At 62.4% G+C, this 2,601-nt stretch carries 3 protein-coding genes; all 3 read left to right on the plus strand.

The features are described from left to right. Positions 1 to 196: 196 nt before the first annotated feature. Positions 197 to 895, plus strand: coding sequence for a DUF6998 domain-containing protein (locus FG154_RS20195; protein ID WP_246100485.1), 699 nt, complete (start codon positions 197 to 199; stop codon positions 893 to 895). An 86-nt stretch (positions 896 to 981) separates the two neighbouring features. Beyond that, the gene (locus FG154_RS20200; RefSeq protein WP_246100486.1) at positions 982 to 1,566 is read left to right on the plus strand and encodes a uracil-DNA glycosylase; all 585 of its coding nucleotides are present in this window, start codon (positions 982 to 984) and stop codon (positions 1,564 to 1,566) included. A 10-nt stretch (positions 1,567 to 1,576) separates the two neighbouring features. Further along, positions 1,577 to 2,521 (plus strand): DUF429 domain-containing protein, encoded by a 945-nt coding sequence (locus FG154_RS20205; RefSeq protein ID WP_145111883.1) that lies wholly within the window; start codon positions 1,577 to 1,579, stop codon positions 2,519 to 2,521. Positions 2,522 to 2,601 lie beyond the last annotated feature (80 nt).

Here is a 2,601-nt window from a genome sequence, read left to right on the forward strand (position 1 = left end):
TCGGCGACGGACCAGAGAAAGGCGGACAAGTCTTGCTGATTCAACGTGATGCTCCGGACATTCGGCCGGCAATAGAACAGCTGGGAAAAGGCGTGGCAATGCCGCGCAATGCCATAGCGAAAACACTTTCCCAGACCGAGCGCCGCGATCAAGGTGCGAGTGCGGGCCACCGTATCGCACCCCTTGAATGCGATCGGTGTCTGATCCGGAAGGCGGTTACAAGGAGTTGCACGTCAGCATGGCACTCAGCCAGACACAGATCATCCGTTCGCTGGGCGAGGCCCTCCAGTGGCTGGAAAAGGAACTCGCCTGGGGCGCGCCCTTGCAGGAGTTGCGGCACCTTACCGGGCGGATCGGCGAGCTCTATGTCGCCATGATAACCCGCGGACAGATGGCGCTGGCGCACAACCAGCAGGGCTACGACGTCGTCTCTGCCGAAGGAGAGCGCATCTCGGTGAAAACGGTCAGTACGGCCACGCGTGCGGACTTCCGGAAGAGCACGCTGCATCTCATCGACCGGGTGATCATCCTGCGCATCAACCTTGATGAGGGCGAGCCCTCCATCGAGGAGCTGCTCGACTGTTCGATGCAGGAGGCCATGCCGCTCCTGCGCGAGCTTGAAGGGAGCTACTACTTCCCGGTTCCGAAGCTTCCGGCCAAATCCGTCGATCTCTCCCGTCTCAAGGAGACAGCAGCCTCCGTCTGGCGCGACATCCGGATCTCGCAGCTCGAAAACGGAACCATCATCGTCTCCCGGAATGGCGAGACGATCTCCCCCGCCAAGCCCGTGCTGCGGGAGATTGCGCGAGATGCGGGCGTCAGTCTTCTGAACGGGATGGGCAACCCGAAGAACACCCGGACCCTTGGAGACGATATCATCGAGGCTCTCGGATGATGTCGGGGCCTGCTGGGGAAGTTGCCGGAATCCCGGGAAGCCCGCGCTCACTGCGCAGTGCAGAGGTGCGGGCCGCTCGGCTGTCCATGTTGAATCGGCTGCATATGCAGCCGCTCTGCCGCCTCGTGGAGCGGCTTCGGTCCGACGGCCGCGGCACGGTGCCCGACTTCGACCCGATGGATGGAGGCGTTGCAGCCGAGGTGCTTTTCCTCCTCGAGAAGCCGGGGCCGATGACGGAGGCCAGTGCCTCCGGCCGCGCCGGGTCTGGTTTCGTATCACGCGACAATGACGATCCCACGGCCGAGGCGATCTTCCGTTTTGCGGCCGAGGCGGGAATTGAGCGCCAACGGAGCGTAATCTGGAACACGGTTCCGTGGTGGAACGGCACGCGCACCATGCGCCGTGAGGAAGTGGCTGCGGGCGTCGACCGCTTGGCGGAGCTTCTTGATCTGCTCCCTCACGTAAGGCTTGTGATCGGCGTCGGCCGGAAGGCAGCACGGGCGGAGTCGGTGGTGCAGAAGCGCGGTCTCGCCTTCCTGTCCTCCATGCATCCGTCGCCCATCAACCGCGCCGCGCGCCCCGTGCTCTGGGCGTCCATTCCACGAGAGTGGGAGAAGGCGCGTCTGCACTTGGACGAAGCTGCCGCGCCACGTTGTCCGGGATCCGTCTGAGGAGACAGACATGCATCTCGATAGAAAGCCTGATCTCGTCGTGCATTGCGATTGGAGCACCGACCCGAACAAACGTTGGATGGCAGTGGCCCACCGCGACAGTGAGCGCTGGCACATTAATGAGCCAGAGCCGGTCGGTGCGACGGCGGATTTCCTGCAACGGCTCCGTCGTCGCGCATCGGGCGCCAAGCCACGCCTGTTCGTGGGATTCGATTTTCCAATCGGCGTGCCCAAAGCATATGGCGAACAGACGGGTCTGATCGATTTCCTCTCTGCCCTCCGAACTTTTGGGCATGGCGATTGGAGCAACTGGTTTCATCCCTGCGACGACCGCACGCAAATCTCCATCCGGCGGCCGTTCTATCCCGCGCGACCGGGAGGACGTCGAAGGGAGCATCTGCTGACAGGTTTGGGTCTCGCCAATGGAGAAGACCTGCTGCGCGAATGCGAACGCAGGACACCCAGCCGGCAGGCTGCCTGCAGTCTGTTCTGGACGCTGGGCGGCAACCAGGTGGGCAAGGCTGCGGCGGCCGGCTGGCGTGAGATCCTGATCCCGAACCTAGAGCAGATAGCTGTCTGGCCCTTCGCTGGTTCGCTGAAGACTCTGCTGGATCAACATGACACCGTCGTCGCCGAGACTTATCCCGGTGACGTTTACGGGCAGATCGGGATCGCTCGCAGGCCGGTCTGGAGCAAGAGGACGACCGAAGGTCGCGCATCAGTCGCTGGCCTTCTGCTGCAATGGTTCGAAACGCGCGTGGTTGATGCGACGGATGCCTTGATTGGCGCCATTTCCAATGGATTTCCGAACGGCGCGCGGGCTGAGGATCAGTTCGACGCTATGGTAGGCCTGTTGGGCATGCTGGACGTCATCGAGGAACGACGGTCACCAGGGTGTCCGGGTGAACCCGCTATTGTGCGCTGGGAGGGCTGGATCCTCGGGTTGGAGAGGTAATCGGGATAAGCTCGTTCGACGCATCTGTATCGACCCAGTGAAAATCTGCTCATGCTACAAGGAGAGACGTAGCGATGAGT

Origin of the sequence: Cereibacter sediminicola, from assembly GCF_007668225.1 — a bacterium.
Classification (GTDB): Bacteria; Pseudomonadota; Alphaproteobacteria; order Rhodobacterales; family Rhodobacteraceae; genus Cereibacter_A; species Cereibacter_A azotoformans.

What these genes read in the sequence shown, in the direction of transcription:
- FG154_RS20200 (WP_246100486.1), top strand. Translation starts at nt 982, where the DNA reads ATGTTGAATCGGCTGCATATGCAGCCGCTCTGCCGCCTCGTGGAGCGG.
- FG154_RS20205 (WP_145111883.1), top strand. Translation starts at nt 1,577, where the DNA reads ATGCATCTCGATAGAAAGCCTGATCTCGTCGTGCATTGCGATTGGAGC.